Source organism: Paenarthrobacter histidinolovorans (assembly GCF_014647595.1).
In the GTDB taxonomy this organism is placed as follows: domain Bacteria; phylum Actinomycetota; class Actinomycetes; order Actinomycetales; family Micrococcaceae; genus Arthrobacter; species Arthrobacter histidinolovorans.
On record NZ_BMPM01000006.1, the window covers coordinates 212,044 to 228,416 of the forward strand.

General features: G+C 63.2%; 15 protein-coding genes. 5 read left to right on the top strand and 10 right to left on the bottom strand.

What is annotated here, in order from left to right; translation table 11 throughout:
• The first annotated feature begins 57 nt into the window (after positions 1 to 57).
• Positions 58 to 588 carry a GNAT family N-acetyltransferase gene (locus IEY62_RS15350; protein WP_189019362.1) on the top strand — a complete coding sequence of 177 codons (531 nt, stop codon included), beginning with the start codon at positions 58 to 60 and terminating at the stop codon, positions 586 to 588.
• Here IEY62_RS15350 and IEY62_RS15355 read toward each other — a convergent pair.
• Positions 585 to 2,720 carry an amylo-alpha-1,6-glucosidase gene (locus tag IEY62_RS15355; RefSeq protein ID WP_189019364.1) on the bottom strand — a complete coding sequence of 712 codons (2,136 nt, stop codon included), beginning with the start codon at positions 2,718 to 2,720 and terminating at the stop codon, positions 585 to 587. The genes IEY62_RS15350 and IEY62_RS15355 overlap by 4 nt on opposite strands.
• A 52-nt stretch (positions 2,721 to 2,772) precedes the next feature.
• The gene (locus IEY62_RS15360; protein WP_189019366.1) at positions 2,773 to 3,846 is read right to left on the bottom strand and encodes a glycosyltransferase family 4 protein; all 1,074 of its coding nucleotides are present in this window, start codon (positions 3,844 to 3,846) and stop codon (positions 2,773 to 2,775) included.
• 128 nt (positions 3,847 to 3,974) lie between these two features.
• Here IEY62_RS15360 and IEY62_RS15365 point away from each other — a divergent pair, with 128 nt between their 5' ends.
• Positions 3,975 to 4,673, top strand: a complete 699-nt coding sequence (locus tag IEY62_RS15365; protein WP_189019368.1) for a DsbA family oxidoreductase — start codon at positions 3,975 to 3,977, stop codon at positions 4,671 to 4,673.
• A gap of 80 nt (positions 4,674 to 4,753) precedes the next feature.
• Here the strand turns inward: IEY62_RS15365 and arfA are convergent, their stop codons facing one another.
• From arfA to IEY62_RS15390, 5 genes are all read right to left on the bottom strand, one after another.
• Complete coding sequence (gene arfA / locus IEY62_RS15370; RefSeq protein WP_189019371.1) at positions 4,754 to 6,292, bottom strand: arabinosylfuranosidase ArfA; 1,539 nt, start codon at positions 6,290 to 6,292, stop codon at positions 4,754 to 4,756.
• A 48-nt stretch (positions 6,293 to 6,340) separates the two neighbouring features.
• Complete coding sequence (locus IEY62_RS15375; RefSeq protein ID WP_189019373.1) at positions 6,341 to 7,237, bottom strand: carbohydrate ABC transporter permease; 897 nt, start codon at positions 7,235 to 7,237, stop codon at positions 6,341 to 6,343.
• A gap of 2 nt (positions 7,238 to 7,239) precedes the next feature.
• The gene (locus IEY62_RS15380) at positions 7,240 to 8,187 is read right to left on the bottom strand and encodes a carbohydrate ABC transporter permease (RefSeq protein WP_189019375.1); all 948 of its coding nucleotides are present in this window, start codon (positions 8,185 to 8,187) and stop codon (positions 7,240 to 7,242) included.
• A 36-nt stretch (positions 8,188 to 8,223) separates the two neighbouring features.
• The gene (locus tag IEY62_RS15385) at positions 8,224 to 9,558 is read right to left on the bottom strand and encodes an extracellular solute-binding protein (RefSeq protein WP_189019377.1); all 1,335 of its coding nucleotides are present in this window, start codon (positions 9,556 to 9,558) and stop codon (positions 8,224 to 8,226) included.
• Between the two features lie 191 nt (positions 9,559 to 9,749).
• Positions 9,750 to 10,748: a LacI family DNA-binding transcriptional regulator gene (locus IEY62_RS15390; protein ID WP_189019379.1), complete on the bottom strand. Its 999-nt coding sequence runs from the start codon at positions 10,746 to 10,748 to the stop codon at positions 9,750 to 9,752.
• Positions 10,749 to 10,863: 115 nt separating this feature from the next.
• Between IEY62_RS15390 and IEY62_RS15395 the strand changes: the two genes are divergently transcribed.
• A complete protein-coding gene (locus IEY62_RS15395) occupies positions 10,864 to 11,559 on the top strand; it encodes a TetR/AcrR family transcriptional regulator (protein ID WP_189019381.1) in 696 nt (231 codons plus the stop codon).
• A 76-nt stretch (positions 11,560 to 11,635) separates the two neighbouring features.
• Here IEY62_RS15395 and IEY62_RS15400 read toward each other — a convergent pair whose 3' ends face one another.
• Positions 11,636 to 12,280 (bottom strand): LytR C-terminal domain-containing protein, encoded by a 645-nt coding sequence (locus IEY62_RS15400; protein ID WP_189019383.1) that lies wholly within the window; start codon positions 12,278 to 12,280, stop codon positions 11,636 to 11,638.
• Positions 12,281 to 12,338: 58 nt separating this feature from the next.
• Positions 12,339 to 12,638: a type II toxin-antitoxin system VapB family antitoxin gene (locus tag IEY62_RS15405; RefSeq protein WP_018778077.1), complete on the bottom strand. Its 300-nt coding sequence runs from the start codon at positions 12,636 to 12,638 to the stop codon at positions 12,339 to 12,341.
• A 145-nt stretch (positions 12,639 to 12,783) separates the two neighbouring features.
• Between IEY62_RS15405 and IEY62_RS15410 the strand changes: the two genes are divergently transcribed.
• Both IEY62_RS15410 and IEY62_RS15415 read left to right on the top strand, forming a co-directional pair.
• Positions 12,784 to 13,704, top strand: coding sequence for a Cof-type HAD-IIB family hydrolase (locus tag IEY62_RS15410; RefSeq protein WP_189019385.1), 921 nt, complete (start codon positions 12,784 to 12,786; stop codon positions 13,702 to 13,704).
• A 230-nt stretch (positions 13,705 to 13,934) separates the two neighbouring features.
• On the top strand, positions 13,935 to 15,350 hold the full coding sequence (locus IEY62_RS15415) for a stealth family protein (protein WP_407671502.1): 1,416 nt from the start codon (positions 13,935 to 13,937) through the stop codon (positions 15,348 to 15,350).
• Here the strand turns inward: IEY62_RS15415 and IEY62_RS15420 are convergent.
• Complete coding sequence (locus IEY62_RS15420; protein ID WP_189019387.1) at positions 15,328 to 16,293, bottom strand: phosphodiesterase; 966 nt, start codon at positions 16,291 to 16,293, stop codon at positions 15,328 to 15,330. The two genes, IEY62_RS15415 and IEY62_RS15420, sit on opposite strands and share 23 nt — an antisense overlap.
• Positions 16,294 to 16,373: the final 80 nt, after the last annotated feature.

Below are 16,373 nucleotides of genomic sequence, written 5' to 3' on the forward strand. Positions count from 1 at the left end.
CCCTTAAGATTCGTTCTTAGGGGCATTACCTGTACAAAAAACTCTTAGGGGGACCACGTGCCTGACACCATCCGCACCGCAACAGCCAACGACGCCGGGAAGCTGGCTGAGCTTGCCGCCGTCACCTTCCCGCTGGCGTGCCCGCCTGGCTCTTCGCCCGCTGACATCCAGGCGCACCTTGAAAAGACGCTCAGCGAGGCCAACTTTTCGGAGTATCTCGCCGATGCGAACATCACGGTCATGGTGCTCGACGACGACGGGCAGCTCACCGGGTACACCATGCTGATTGCCAAGCCGGCAAGCGACCCCGACGTCGCCTCCGTCCTCTCGGCCCTGCCCTCCACTGAACTGAGCAAGTGCTACGTCCACCCGGACCACCACGGAAAGGGCGCCGCATCACGGCTGATCCAGGCATCCCTGGCCCTGGCCGCGGACAAGGGCGCATCAGGTGTGTGGCTCGGCGTGAACAGCGAAAACGCCAAAGCCATCCGCTTCTACGAGAAGAGCGGTTTCCAGCGTGTGGGCACCAAATCGTTCAAGCTCGGCAACACGGTGGAACACGACTTCGTCATGGAGAACAGGCTCTAGCCGAACAAATCCCCGGCCAACTGCGGCCGGGGGTCGTTGCGCAAATGAAGCCCCTCCGGCAGGCCGCTGACCGTTCCTGAGGAACCGGACGCCCGCACGGTGAGCCGCGAGCTCCCGAGCAGCACGTTCTCGGCCGTGAACCCGCCGAAGGATTCCGGCAGGATAGGCGCCAGATGAAGCACGTCCCGGGTGAAATCAGGATCGAACCGGAGCAGGATCCGGGCCAGTTGCACCGGCGCCGCAGCCGCCCACGCCTGTGGGGAACACGCCGTCGGATACGGTACCGGCTCCGCGAAGTCTGAACGGTCGAAGCCGCAGAAAAGCTCGGGGAGCTGCCCGCCAAAGTGTTCGGCGGCGTCGAACAATCCGCTGGCTACCCGGCTGGCTTCGTCCACGAAGCCGTACCGCATGAGGCCTGTGGCGGCGAGCGCGGTATCGTGCGGCCAGACCGAGCCGTTGTGGTAACTGACGGGGTTGTAGGCACCCATGTCGGAGCCCAGGGTGCGGATGCCCCAGCCGGTGAACATCTCTGGAGACATGAGCCGCTCCGCCACCTGCGGCGCTTTGTCCTCATCCACGATGCCCACCCACAGGCAATGCCCCATGTTGGAGGTGCAGGAATCCACGGGGTTCTTGTCCTTGTCCAACGCCAAGGCGAAGTAGCCCTTGTCCGGCAGCCAGAAGGTCTTGTTGAAGGCCTCCTTGAGCTCTGCGGCTTTGTCCGCGCAACGGCGTTCGACGGCGGAGTCGCCCGCCTTGCGTGCCAGCAGGGACCGGCCCACATAGGCCGCGTAGGCGTACGCCTGGACTTCGCAGAGGGCGATCGGTGCTTCCGCCATCCGGCCATCGGCGAAGTTGATCCCGTCCCAGGAGTCCTTCCATCCCTGGTTTACCAGTCCGTGGGAGTTGGGACGCTGGTATTCGATGAAGCCGTCCCCGTCGCGGTCGCCGTACTGTTCCATCCATTCGATGGCCCGGTCCGCGTGCGGGAGCAGGGATTCGATGATGTCCTCCCCCAGCCCCCAGCGGCTCAGCTCACCCAGGGTGGAGACGAACAGCGGTGTGGCATCGGCAGTTCCGTAGTAGGCGGTGCCGCCCAGGGACAAGCCCGCGGTGATTCCCAGCCTGACCTCGTGGGGCATGCGGCCGGGTTCTTCCTCGGAGTCCAGGTCCACTTTGGTCCCTTGGAGTCCGGCCAGGGTCTGGAGTGTGCCGGCGGCCAGACCGGGGTCCACCATGAGGGACATGTAGGAGGCCAGGAGGGAGTCGCGTCCGAACAGGGCCATGAACCACGGTGCTCCGGCGGCGATGGCGGCACGGCCGGGGTGTTCGTCGTCGAAGATCCTCAGCGAGCCGAGGTCCCGCTGGCTTTGGTCCAGCACGTCGGTGACGTTCTGGTCGCTGACCGTGATGCGCGGAACATGTTCCTGCCATTGCGTCTGCCGGCGCGCGCCCGTGGTGTGGTGAAGGGGTATTGCGGCGGTGAAGCGATCCTCCGGAGGCTCACCGTTGACCAGCGGCAGGGTAATGATGGTGGTGGACCAGTCCTCCCGGGCCGGAATGGTGATGCTGAATGTCAGCCCTTCCGCACTGACTTTTGCCCCTTGCGCCTGGAACAGCACTCCCCGTCGCTGTCCGTTGGAGTGCAGTGAGTCGATGTGGAGTCCGTCTTCCCGGGCTGTCCGGAGCGTTTCCCGTTCAGTCCCTACCCTGCCGCCTTTGACGTCGAAGAGGTCGGCCAGGTCGGCGTCGATCAACAGTTCGATGGTGCATGTTGACGGCTTGCCGGAATAGTTGGTGATGGTGAGGTCATCGCGCAGTCCGGCGCCCACGCTGCGCTGGTGCCGGACCAGCAGCGGGCTTTCAAAGCGCCCGTCTTCGGTGCACGCCCGGCCCACGTACTCAGCTTGGAACGACGTCGGGTTGCGGGCCACCAGGGGCTCCCGGGGTTCGCCGTTGATGCGCAGCACCCAGCGGGAAACAATGCGGGTGTCCTGGTAGTACGCACCCTGCGATCCACCGCCATGGATGTCGCCCGGGTGGGCGGAAATGCAGAAGGACGAGCCTTCGACGACGGTCACCGCCCCCAGTTCGGACGCTCCGGCTTCGGTGTCTGCGTTCCAAGCGGTCATGCGCGGCAGGGCTCCTCTGGCGGGGTTGGTTTCGCGGGCAGGCAACCTCGGGCTACGAGGCCTGCCTCTGATTCTCTTCCACGTAGGCTCCGCCGGGAAGCCCCTTGCTCCTGAATTGTTGAAGGATGCGCGAATAGAGGTCCAGGTGCTCGGCAGCCATGCGGCCGGCGCTGAAGTACTCGTCCACGGAGCGCCGGCAGTCCGCCCGGTTCAACCTCGCGGCAGCGTCCACGAAGCCGGCAAGGTCCCGGACTTCGCCCAGAAAGCCGGTCTGTCCGTGCTTGACGATTTCGGGGGCGGCACCCATCGGGGTGGCCACAACAGGTGTGCCCGTGGCCAGTGACTCGATCATGACCAGCCCAAAGGGCTCGGGCCATTGGATGGGGTTGATCAACGCCACGGCGCCGCCCATGAGCTCATATTTTTCGGGGTCGGAGAGTTCACCCAGGAACTCCTCCTGCGTACCCAAGGCGGGCTGCACGACCTCCATAAAGAAGTCCTGTTCGTCTTTTGCGTGCATTTTGGCGGCTATTTTCAGGGGAATACCGGCTTCGCGGGCAACTGCCACCGCTTCCATGAGTCCTTTGTCCGGACACATCCGTCCCACAAAACACGCATACCCGCCTTTACCCTCGCCCTTGGACACGGTGGAGAGGTCCAGTCCGTGGTGGATGACAGCTGCAACGTTGAGGTCCGCGAACATGGAGCGCTGGTCGTTGGAGATGGCGATGATGGACGCGTCCCTTTCCATGGCGCGGTAGAGCTCCGCCGATTGGGCCGTGAACTGGCCGTGGATGGTGGTGACCACCGGGATGGCCGGGGGGCGGTGGGCATAGAGGGGGCCGGCCAGCGTGTGGTCGTGGATGATGTCCACCCCGCCCATCCCGCGGTAGGCCTTGATGACATGGTCCAACTCACTGATGGTCAGGCCAAGTGCTTCCGGCTGGCTGGGACCGAAGCCGGGCATTTGGGGCACGGGACACGTGCTGTCGGACGCTGCTGCCAGGAGGACTTCGTGGCCGGCATCAACCAGCGCACGGGCAAGGTTATCAACTACCCTCTCGGTGCCGCCGTATCTTTCCGGTGGCACGGTAAACCATGGTCCAACAATGAGTCCGATGCGCATCCGGGCCTCCGCGCAAACCCCCCAAACCATGGGCTGGCTTCATAACCCTCACTAAGGCTATTCGCCCCGTGAGCAAAATAACAGGCTGTTGCCGGAATGCCTCCACAACCCTCGGGGTTGACGCAAGCATGAAGATTGAAATCTGGTCAGACGTCGCGTGTCCGTGGTGCTACATCGGCAAGCGTCGTTTCGAGACCGCCCTGGCTCAGTTCCCGCACCGTGATTCCGTTGACGTGGAGTGGAAGAGCTACCAGCTGGATCCCTCGGTCCCGGAACACTACGACGGCACCGAGTTGGACTACCTGAGCAAGCGCAAGGGCATGGCTCCGGAGCAGGTCAAGCAGATGTTCGCCCACGTCACCGAGACCGCCAAGGGCGAGGGCCTGGATTACCACTTCGACAAGGTGGTGGTGGCCAACAGCTTCACCGCCCACCGCCTCATCCACCTGGCTGCCACCCATGGGAAGCAGGATGCCGCGAAGGAACAGCTGCTGAGCGACCACTTTGAGCACGGCAAGGACATCGGCAACCAGGAGTACCTCACGGAGCTCGGCGCAGCCCTCGAGCTGCCGGCCGGCGAAGTCGCTGAGCTCTTCAGCTCGGACAAGTACACCGAAGAGGTCAACCAGGACATCAACGAGGCCCGCGCCATCGGCGTCACCGGCGTCCCGTTCTTCGTCATCGACCGTAAGTACGGCATCTCGGGTGCCCAGCCCGCAGACCTCTTCAGCCAAGCACTGAACCAGGCCTGGCAGGAAGCCAACCCCCTGATCCCGGTGGGTGCTTCCGACGCCGAGGCCTGCGGCCCGGACGGCTGCAGCATTTAACCCAACGCGGGGTCACTTATGGCCCAAAATCCCCCTTGGGATAGGCCATAAGTGACCCCGCGTTGCTTTGTTGGCGTGGGCTAGGCCTTCGCCACCTCGAGCTCGACGACGGCCCAGGACAGGGCGGGCAGCGTCAGGCGCAGCTCCGAACCAGTCGCCTTGACGCCTTCCAGGGGCTTGAGCCCGACCCGGCCAGGCTGGTCCTGGCTGTTGATGGTGAAGCGGTCGCCGCCGTCGGGAATTTCCAGGACCTCGGCGCGGAGCACCTGCCGGGCGTCGAAGCCGCGCAGGGCGGTCTCGACGTCGGCTGCTTCCTCCAGGCCGCGGTTCGCGAAGAACAAGGCAACCCGGCCCGTTTCCTCATTCCACGTGGCGCTGACGTCCACCAGGTCGGTGTCCCCGAAACGGTTGTTCGAGTACTTGTCCGAATCAACCGAGAGCTGCAGGATCTGTCCCTTGGCGAGTTCGGCCATCCGCGCAAACGGGTGGAAGATGGTCTGCTTCCACGCCGGGCCGTTTTCCTCGGAAAGGATCGGCGCAATAACGTTGACCAACTGCGCCTGGTTGGCGATCTTCACCCGGTCGCCATGACGCAGCAGCGAGTTGAGCAGGGTCCCCACCACCACGGCGTCGGTCACGTTGTACTGGTCCTCGATGACACGCGGGTGTTCGCGCCACGGTGCCTTGACGATGTTGCTCAGCTGGTCCTCGGTGTCCCGGCCCCGCTGGTACCAGACGTTCCACTCATCAAAGGACAGGTTGATGTGCTTCTTGTGCTTGCCCTTGGCCCGCACGGCATCGGCCGTAGCGATCACTGACTCAATGAAGTAGTCGGTGTCGACGGCGGATGCCAGGAAGCTGCCGACGTCGCCTTCTTCTTCGAAGTAGTAGGCGTGGAGGGACACATAGTCCACTTCCTCGTAGGTGTGCGTGAGGACTGTCTGCTCCCAGTCGCCGAAGGTGGGCATCCTGGAATTCGAGCTGCCGCACGCCACGAGTTCAATGGACGGATCCACGTATCGCATGGCCTTGGCGGCTTCCTGGGCCAGGCGGCCGTACTCATCGGCTGTCTTGTGCCCGATCTGCCACGGACCGTCCATCTCGTTGCCGAGGCACCAGAGTTTGATGTCGAACGGGTCCTTGTGGCCGTTCTTCGCCCGGAGGTCAGACCAGTACGTGCCTCCGGTGTGGTTTGAATACTCCACAATGGCGCGGGCTTCCTCCACTCCCTTGGTGCCCAGGTTGATGGCCTCCATGATTTCGGTGCCGGCCTGCCTGGACCAGTCCACGAACTCGTGCAGGCCGAAGGCGTTGGTCTCCACGGTGTGCCAGGCGCCATCCAGGCGACGGGGCCTGCTTTCACGCGGGCCGATCCCGTCTTCCCAGTTGTAGCCGGAGACGAAGTTGCCGCCGGGGTATCGGATGACCGTGGCGCCGAGTTCCTTGACGAGCTTGAGGACGTCCTGGCGGAAGCCGTGCTCGTCAGCCTCCGGATGCCAGGGCTCGTAAATGCCGGTGTAGACGCAGCGGCCCATGTGCTCCACGAAGGAGCCGAAGAGCCGGCGGGGTACCTCCCCGATGGTGAAGTCGCGATCGAGGGTGATGCGTGCGCGGGACATGTATCTCCTTGGTTGTGTGTTTCAGGTCTGGTGCGGAAACGGGCCCGGTCAGGTCCCGGCGAGGCCGGTGGTGGAAATGCCTTTGATGATCTGGCGCTGGAAGAACAGGAAGACGACAATCAGCGGAAGCGCGGCCAGCAATGCTGACGCCATGTTCTGCGCGTACTGCACGCCGTAGGCGCTCTTGATGGTCTGCAGGCCCACAGGGAGGGTCAGCAGGGAGTCGTCGTTGGTGGAGATGAACGGCCACAGGAAGTTGTTCCAGGCGCCGATGAACACAAAGATCGCGACCGCCGCCAGGATCGGCCGGGACAACGGCAGGATGATCTGCATGAAGATCCGCAAGCGGCTGGCGCCGTCCATGACGGCTGCTTCCTCAAGTTCACGCGGAATCTGGTCGAAGAACCTCTTGAGGACAAACACCATGGCTGGGTGGATGACCTGCGGCAGGATGATGGCCCACGGGGTATCGATCATCTTGAACGCGAGCATTTGGTAGAAGAGCGGAATCATGAGTACCGGTGGCGGCACGATGATGCTGGCAATGATTGCCGTCATCAGCACCTTCTTGCCCTTGAACTCGATCCTGGACAACGCGTAGGCAATGAAGGCCGAGATTACCAGCGTGATGAGCGTGATGGCCGCGGAGGTGTAGAGCGAGTTCCACGTCCACAAGGGGATGTTGCCGGCTTGGAAGACGCTGGCGAACGCATCGAACGTGAAGCCCGACGGCGGCACCCAGCTGATCTTGGACGCCGAGGCATCCGCTTCGGATTTGAAGGCGGTGACCGTTGCCCAGGCGAAGGGAATCAACCAGAGGACGGCGAGGACGGCGGCGACCACAATGGCAGCAACCTTGCCCACTGTCAGCTTCTTGCGTGGTTGGCGGATAACCTGGGCGGAACCACTGCGCGGGATGGAACGGGTGAGGGTTGTATTTGCCATGGCTATGCACTCCTGCGGCGGGTGATGACGAACTGCAAGGCAGAAACCAGCACGATCAGTCCGAAGAAGATGTAGGAGATGGCTGCGGAGTATCCCAGCCGGTATCCGGTAAACCCGGTTTCGAAGATGTACTGGACCACGGGCCGGGTTGATCCGCCCGGACCGCCTGATGTCATCTGGTAAATCTGGTCAAAGACCTTCAAGGAGGCGAGGATCTGGAGCAGCACGATCATCACCGTGGTGGGCGTGAGCTGTGGCAGCGTGATGGAGAAGAACTGCCGCCACGCTCCGGCGCCGTCCAGTGATGCCGCTTCATAGTGCTGAGCGGGGATGTTCTGCATTGCTGCCAGGTAAAGGAGGAAGTTGAATCCTACGGTCCACCAAAGCGTTGCGATGACGATCGACCACATGGCCACGTTGGGATCATTGAGCCAGCCGATTTTCGGTATGCCGAACTTGGACAGGAAGTCGTTGATCAGTCCAAGCTGCGGGTTGTACATCCAGACGAAGAACAGGGAGACAACCGTGGATGCCAGCAGGAACGGGGCAAAGTACGAAAGCCGCCAGAGCCACTGGGCTGGAAGACCGATGTTCAACAGCGCAGCCATCACCAAGGCCACCAGCACCAACGGCACTGTGCTGATCACGGTGAAATAGAGCGTGTTGCCCAGGGAACGCCACATCCCGGCGTCGGCAAAGGCCTCGGAATAGTTGGAAAAACCGATGAGGGCGTCATTGGCTCCTGTGAGTGACTTCCCCGTCAGGCTCATGTAGAAGCCGTACAGGATGGGCCATACAAGGAACACCAGGAAGAAGACGAGGAACGGGGCCGCGAAGGTCCAGCCGCTGACGTTGTCCCTGCTTCTGCGCAGGGAGGGGCCGGCCTTGATGCCGGGAGTGGGTTTTGTCCGTACTTGGCTGGTCTGCCGGGACACTGTTGAGGAACTCATGAAGGACTCCTTTGTCGCTCGGTGTGCTGATGCCGGTCAGACCGGGTTGGGCCGGGATAGAAGGTCGTTGGTGCGGGCCACGAAGCCGTCCCACCCGTCCTTGGCCTTGCTGCGCCCCAGAAGTACGTTCTGGATGTACTCGGCAAAATAGTTCTGCCAGTCCGATCCGGATCCGCTGAACCAGGCTTCGGGGTCGTAAGCGATGATGTCGGCCGCGTTGGCGTAGTGGACTTGGGGGGTGAGGTCCCGGTAAGCCTGCGACTGCACTACAGGCTGGTACGCCGGGATGTGTCCCGCCTCGGCCCACGACAACGAACCCTTGAGGATGTCGCTGACGAACTTGTAGGCGTCCTTGCGTTTTTCTTCATCCACCGCGAGTTGCCGCGGAAGAACGAAGGAGTGCGAATCGGCGTACGACGCGGGCGTCCCGAAGAGGGTGGGGATGGTGGCAGCGTCAACCGGCAGCTTGGCCTTCTTCATGGTGGGCAGTTCCCAGCCGCCGCTGAAGAGCATTCCCGAATCTCCCCGGACAAACTCGGCGATGCCGGTGTTGATGTCGTTGCCCTTGGCCGCGATGGTGTCATCGAACAGGGAGGCCATGAATTCCAGTGACTCTATGGCGGCGTCCCGATCAGCCTGCATGGGTTGGCCGGGAGTCAGCACAATCTCCGCGCCGTGCTGCTTGTAGAGCGTGTAGAACAGCCGCCACATCTGCGCGCCGAGGTTCAGGTAGCCCAAGGAAAGGCCGTGGGCTTTGGTGACTTTTTGCATCTCCAGTGCCATGGCCTTGAATGCGTCCGGTGAGTTCACCTCCTGCAAGAGGCCGTTGCTCTCCAGGAGCCCCGCCTTGCCGGCTATGTCCGTGTTGTAGAACATGATGAACGGGTGGGAATCCAAGGCGAGGGAGAACACTTTGCCGTTCTGCTGGCTTTTCTCCCAGATGCGCGGGGCAAAGTTCTCCGGCGTAATGCCGTACTCCGCCAGCAGGCCCAGGTCCCAGGGCTCAATAAGCCCGCCCGGGGCGTAGCCGGGAACCCGGCTGGCGTGCATGATGGCTACCTCCGGTGGCCGGCCGCCTGCCGACGCCATGGCGAGCTTGGTGTAGTACGGGGGTCCCCAAGCCAGCACCGTGGGGTGCACTTTGAAGCCCGGATTGGCGTTGTTGGCGTTGGCGATCATGGCCTGCATCTTGACGCCGTCTCCTCCGGAGAGGAGATGCCAGAAGTTGATGGTTTGCACGGATGCGGCTCCGGCTGATCCGCCACAGCCTGTGAGGCCTGTGGCCAAAAGCCCACCGCCAAGAAGCGCTGAGCCTGTCAATAACTGTCTCCGGGACAAACTTCTCCCGGTCAAAGATTCAAACTGCTTCACCCGTCACTCCTTTGGAAGGGTCCGCTGAAAGGACACACACTGCTGCACAAAGTCCGGATCCGTTGCGTCTCCTCGCATGGGTAAAAGGTGGCCCCCGGGTGACGCAGATCTCATATTACATCGTTGTAATGTGCAGGGCAAGAGAAAATTGTTAGCGCACACAATTTTATTTGGAGTGGGCCCGGACGTCCTTAGCGGGTGCTGTCGCGCTCTTCGATGTTGTACGGAACGGACACAATGCGCTGCCCGTGACTCCTGTCCGCCATACGCTCAGTCAGCAGGCGCAACGCCTCGGAAGCGATCACGCGCTTGTCGAAGGACACGGTGGTGAGCGACGGTACGGCGAACCGGCCATCGGCAACATCGTCAAAGCCGGCCACAGCAATGTCTTCCGGCACCTGCACGCCGCGCCTCCACAAAGCATTCAGGGCACCCAGGGCCATCGAATCCGTGAAGCAGAAGAGTGCCTCCGGCAGCGGGTTCGTGTCGAGGTAACGCAGGACGGACTCCGCCGCGGAGCCGGGGGTCCATTCATCGCAGGCGATCATCAGGGATTCGTCCAGGGGGATGCCCAAGGAGTGCAGGGCTGTTTCGTATCCCTGGGTCCGCTGGATGGCAGTGGCCGACTTCCTTCCCTGGTTGATGCCCAGTACCGCTATTCGCCGCCGCCCGGGTCTGGCCAAGGCCAGGGTCATATCCCGGGCCGCTGCAAAGCTGTCAACAAAGACGCGGTCGGCGAGTTCCTGCGATACCTCGCCCAGCAGGACCACCGGAGGCAGCGCCACGCCTACCCTTACGGCGCTCTCATCGAGCACCACGGGATTCAGGATCAAGCCATCAATCAGGTTGGCGCGCGCCCGGGTCATCAGCTCCTGCTCGCGCTGGGGATCGGAGCCCGTCTCTTCGATCTGCACGCTCCAGCCCTGCGCGTGGGCGACTTCAACAACGCTTTGGGCAAGCTCCGCCGAGAATGGGGTGCCGAGGTTCGGCAACGCCAGGCCAATCACTCCCGAGCGTCCGTTGCGCAGTCCACGGGCCGAGAGATTCGGGACATAGTCCAGCTCCTGCATGGCCTGCTCAACCCTCAACCGCGTGGGTTCACTCACCGGCACGATTCCGTTCATGACATTGGAGACCGTTTTGGGTGAGACCCCCGCGCGGCGCGCTACGTCCTTGACCGTTGCGCGCAAGACGCCCCCTTGCTGCAATGTTTCTTGCTTTCCGGTTTTCCACGATGTTACCGCCCGGTTCGGGACCCGCCGTGCCGGGACCCGGTTTGCTGACAGATCACTGTAAAGTGTCTATATGCCCAGGATCACGGCCGCCACGAACGCCGCCCAACGCGCCGAGACCCAACGTCGGATTCTCACCGCCTTTGGCGAGCTCCTCTTCACCCATGGCCTTCCCGGACTGACCATGACCGATGTCGCCCGCCACGCCGGTGTTGGCCGCACCGCCGTCTACAACTATTACGCGGACATGGAGCAGCTCCTCATCGCGTACGCCCTGGACGAGACGGAACGCTTCATCGTGGACCTCCGTGAATCCCTGGCTGCTTTGGAGAATCCGGTGGATCGCCTGGCACTCTACGTCCGCGCACAGGTGGAGGATCTCAGCCGGCGACACCTGCCGCCAGGTCCGGCAATGGCCGCCGTCCTCTCCCCCGGGTCCTTCGCCAAGCTCGCAGACCATGTGGGCGACCTCAATGCCTTGCTCGAGGACATCCTTAGGGATGGCGTCCACCAGGGCTACCTTCCGGAGATCGATGTCGCCCAGCTCGCGAGGCTTATCCACGGGACACTGTCGGCAAGTGCCGCACGACGCAACCGGACGCCCGACGGCGGGACTCCCCCACCGTCCCCGGCCACCGACGTCGGGCTTCTCGCCGCGCAGGAAGCCCAAACAGCCCAGACTGTCCGTTTCATCCAGCTGGGAGCGGGAGCGCGCTTCGACGAAGCCGGCAGGCCGGTCCCGCTGGCCGGCGCCACCCCAACGGTTTAGTGCCACGCAAACAGACTGACGCCACGCAAATCCCCGCGTCGCCCATCACTTTGAGTGGCGAAAACCGGCAAGCGTGTCAGCTGGCGGGCCGCGTGGGGATGATGGGCCACTTGGAATTGTCGGCGATCCGCAGTTCCTCACGCGGGCACTGGAGCTTGCCGGGAGTTTGATCCACCAGCTGCGGCTCTACCAGCCCCTCATAGCCCGGCGTGATGATGACGTCCACCGATTCGTCTTCGCGGTTGTCCTGGAAGTAGTCCGTTCCGGCAAGGTTGCGCTGGATGTTGAAAGCGGCAGCTTGGCCCTTGACCCCGGACACCACCACGCCAATGCCTGAGTAGGCAGTGTCACTGTTGCCCACGGACGCCACGGTGTAACCACGCGCAGTGAACTGGTCGGCCACCGTTGCCGCCAGGCCGCCACGGGACGTGGCATTGAGGACGTTGAGTCGAACGGCGTTGTTCGGCACGTAGTCGAAAGTGGTTGAAGGGCACAGGCTGGCGGGGGCTTTGCTGGCAATCGCCGTGGGGACCTTGATGACGCCGTTCATGACCGCCCAGGCACCTACTGCACCCGCGGCGATCACGCCGAGCAACAACACCAGGACAATGCCGTGGAACAGGCGGCGCCCGAAACTGCCCCGCCGGACCGGGGCGTCGTCGGCAAAGGTAGCCCGAAGCTCCGGCCCCGTCACCACATGGTGGCCGTGGAGCTGCGTCACATCTTTGGGACGCCTACGTTTTTTTGGTCGGGAGTTTTCCTCGTCCGGACCGGACTGCCTAGCCATCGATCACCAATACGCGTGCGTGGATGGCCGTCCTTTGGTGCAGCGCCGTGCGGACCGCCCGGTGAAGGCCGTCCTCGAGGTACATCACACCCTGGTACTGAACAACGTGCGGGAACAGATCGCCAAAGAAAGTGGAGTCCTCGGCCAGCAATGCCTCCAGATCCAAAGTCCGCTTGGTGGTGACCAGATCATCCAGGCGGACAGGGCGCGGGGGCAGAGCCGCCCAGTCCCTCGGCGCGGAGTATCCATGGTCGGGGTACGGGCGTCCCTCGCCCACAGCTTTGAAGATCACCCTGCAAGCCTATGGAAGATACTGCCGTAACGGAACTTGTGACCCGCGGCACAGTCAGGTTGTAGCCAAACGGTGACTATCCTTCGCGGGGCGTCACAGACGTCATAGCTGTGTGACGGGTCGGCGGGACTGACAGAATAGGGGCATGACCCAACCGTTCCCAGGTACCGACCGGACCGCTGCCCGCACCGAGCCCGCACTGGCCCTGCTGCTGGACGTCGATGGCCCCATAGCCAGCCCTGTGACACGCGACGTCAAACCGGACATCATCGCCGACATGGTGGCGCTGGCCTCAGCCGGCATCCCGGTCATCTTCAACACGGGCCGCTCGGACGCGTTCATCGCCCAGCAGGTCATGGAACCCATGATTGCCACCGGCATGCCCGCCAACACGGTGATCCACGCCATATGCGAGAAGGGAGCCGTGTGGTTCAGCTACACCGCCGACGGCCCCGGACCCATCCATGTGGACCACGAACTCGCGGTACCCAAGGCCTACGGGGACGATATCCGCAGGCTGGTGGCCGAGGACTACTCCGCCCACATGTTCTTCGATGAGACAAAGCGCGCCATGGTTTCCGTGGAGCAGCACCTGGACGTAGCCAGCGCGGATTACCTGGCTGAACAGAAGCTCTTCGACGCCGACGCCCTGGGCATCATGGAACGGCACGGCCTCAGCGCCGCCATCCTGGACCATCACGCGCCCGAATCGGATGACACCGCGGACTACCGCCTGGACCCCACCATCATCTCCACGGACATCGAATCCGTGCGCCTGGGCAAGGACCTTGGGGCAAGCCGCGCGGTGGAGCTCCTGGCCGCCCAGGGCATCACCCCGCTTTCCTGGCGCACCGTGGGAGATTCCCGGACGGACTATGCCATGGCAGACTGGCTACACCACAACGACCATGACGTGAAGCACGTGGATGTCCGGCCCGCGGACGGCATACCGGTGAAGCCCTACACCATCCTGACTGCCGCCGACCTGGAACTTGCAGAAGACGTGATCCACGACGACGCCGGCGGAGCGTTCCTCCGCAGCTGGCGCGAGGCCTTGGCCATCTAGCCGGCGGCGCAGCACCACTGACACCAAGAAACACCGAAGATCCCGGAGAAACAGCCATCACACAAGCACAGGTCGATCCGATTTACCACGGCAGCCCTTCCGTCGAAGAGGACACGATTGCGGAGGCGGTCTCGCCTGCCGTCGTCGCGCATCTCAGGCATAGGTCCGACGTCGTCCGTCACCGTGGGCGGTACGCCCTGATCAACAGCGACCTGACACCGCAACAGGCCATGGTTTCCGATCTCCTGGCCGTTCGGGCCGCCCTGGATGCCGCGGGAATCGATTTCATCCTGGTGCGGGGCAACGACGAACGGCCCGTCATCGCCGTTGACTGGGAATCCCGCAAGGACGTCAGGGACGCACTGGTTCTCGCCTTCAAGAATGAACCCTTCTATGCCATGACGGTGGACGCCAGGAAGAAGACCTCCGTGCTGGTGGCTGACGGCGAACTCTCAGCCAACAGGAAGGCCCGTATCTTCCGCCTGTACCGCCCCCGCGTCGAGGTCGGCGGCGGCCTTTGGTACGGCCCCGCATTGGGTGTCCAGCTTGAGCTGTGGAGGTTCGAAGGGGACCACCTGGAACTCCCGGTAGAGAATTCGCTGACGCGCCGGACCATGCTCCGGCAGGACGCCGTCCGCGGAACCGTGCAGCGGCATGGCTTGGCGTGGCCCACCATCGAGAACATGTTCGCTGATCACGCCAGCGACATCGATTTCGACATCGACATCGTTTTTTCCTGGGTTGATGGCAGCGATCCCGAGTACATCGCACGCAGGCGCGCCCAGCAGGCCGAAGCCGTCCTCGGTGAAGGCGATGACCATGAGGCCCGTTTCCGGCAGATCAACGAGCTCAAGTACGCGCTGCGTTCGGTGCACATGTTTGCGCCGTGGATCCGGCGGATCTTTATTGCCACGGACTCTCCCGCGCCGGAGTGGCTGGCTGACCACCCCGCCGTAACGATAGTTCGGAGCGAGGAGTTCTTCGCCGATCCCTCTGTCCTGCCGACACACAATTCCCAGGCAGTGGAGTGCCAGCTCCACCACATCGAAGGCCTGTCCGAGCACTTCCTGTACTCGAACGACGACATGTTCTTTGGCCGCCCCGTGGGACCGGACATGTTCTTCACGCCAGGTGGGATTACCAAGTTCATCGAAGCGGACACCCGCATTGGACTCGGTGAAAACGACGCCGAGCGCAGCGGATTTGAGAACGCCGCCCGCGTCAACCGCAAGCTTCTCTGGGAACGCTTCGGCCGCATCACCACCCGGCACCTGGAACACACCGCTGCGCCGTTGCGGCGCAGCGTGGTGGCGCAGATGGAGAAGGAATTCCCTGCCGAGTTCGCCAAGACCGCAGGCAGCCGATTCCGCGCTGCGGACAACATCTCGGTCACCAACTCGCTGTACCACTATTACGCCCTGCTGACCGGCCGCGCGGTGACGCAGACCGCTGCCAAGGTCAGGTATGTGGACACCACTCTGTGGGCGGGCCTGCATTACCTGCCCAAGCTCCTTGCCAAGCGTCACATGGACTTCTTCTGCCTGAACGACGGCAGCTTCCCTGAGGTGGAGTCGGACGAACGCACCGAGCTGGTGACCGACTTCCTGGAGAAGTACTTCCCGGTTAAGGCCCCTTGGGAGAAATAAGCGGCAGGGACGACGTCAGGGTTCCCGGGGAAGTGTGGGCGCCCACGCGCGACTCGTGCGGAATGCGGATGCCGGCCGCTGCCAGTCGCCGCTGAACCTCCGCCGCGTCCACGGGTTCGCCCACGGTGACTCCGCCGGACATCGGAACCACGGAGTGCACAATCGTGTGCTCGTAGACGTGGATCATGTTGTACGACTGTGCGCCGTCGCGTCCCCGCTGCCCTCCGGCGCGCACGCCGAGGTCCTGGGTGTAACACGTCGCAGAGGCGACGGACACCGGGATGCCGGCGAAGCTCGCCGTCGTGGAGTAATGCAGGTGTCCACCCAGGATGGTGCGGACGTCCGTATTACGGACGACGGCGGCCAGGGCGGCCTGGCCGCGCAGTTCCACCAGGACCGCGAGGTCCTGTACGCACGGGACCGGCGGGTGGTGCAACGCCAGGATGGTTCCGTCCGGAGCCGGTGTCGCGAGTTCGGATGCCAGCCAGTCGAGCTGGGCCTCGGACAGCTCACCGTAGTGGTGGCCCGGGACCGTGGTGTCCAGGGTAATGATGCGAAGTCCGTTGACAAAGTAGCTGCGGTCAACGGGGTCCTGCGGTTGGCTCGCTTCCGAGGCGTCCATGAACGCGGTGCGGAAGTTTGCCCGGTTGTCGTGGTTTCCCATGGCCCAGATGGCCTTGGCACCGAGCGCATCGCAAACCGGTTCAATCATGACGCGGAGGCGCTTGTAGGCTTCGAGTTCTCCCTTGTCCGCCAGGTCACCGGTGAAAATGATGGCCGCGGGCTTGATCCGGGAAGCAATGATCTGTTGGCAGATCTCCTGGAGCCGGGCAGAACTGTCCACCGAGCCGTGGAGCGTGCCTGGTCCACCCACCAGGTGAAGATCGCTCAAGTGCAAAAGCACATGTCCTGGGTGGGGGTACTCGGCCTCGATGAGCTCCATAGCTTGCCTTAGCGTTTGGTGGGAGACGGCGTCCCCCGTGTCAATCCAGTAGGGCCAATCCAACCAGACAACAAGCCAAC